A 292-nucleotide genomic window follows, 5' to 3' on the forward strand; every position below is an offset into this window, starting at 1 on the left:
CGGTACGCGGTGCAAGCGCTTATGTGATCTACACCTCAGGCTCCACCGGGCAGCCCAAGGGGGTGATCAGCGATCATGGCGCGGTGGTCAACCGCCTGCTGTGGATGCAGGACGCGTATAGCCTCAAGGCGCAGGATGCGGTGCTGCAGAAAACCCCGTTCAGCTTCGACGTGTCGGTGTGGGAGTTCTTCTGGCCGCAGATGACTGGCGCACGCCTGGTGATGGCGCGTCCGGGCGGGCACAAGGAGCCGGCGTACCTGTGCGACGTGATCAAGTCCGAGCGGATTACCAC

The 292-nt window shown here is 63.7% G+C and carries 1 protein-coding gene; it reads left to right on the top strand.

Features of this window, described 5'->3' with window-relative positions; all coding sequences use genetic code 11:
• On the top strand, positions 1-292 hold a 292-nt coding region (locus EE949_RS18240), incomplete at both ends, for an AMP-binding protein (RefSeq protein ID WP_164666791.1).

It is taken from the genome of Pseudomonas viridiflava (genome assembly GCF_900602065.1).
In the GTDB taxonomy this organism is placed as follows: domain Bacteria; phylum Pseudomonadota; class Gammaproteobacteria; order Pseudomonadales; family Pseudomonadaceae; genus Aquipseudomonas.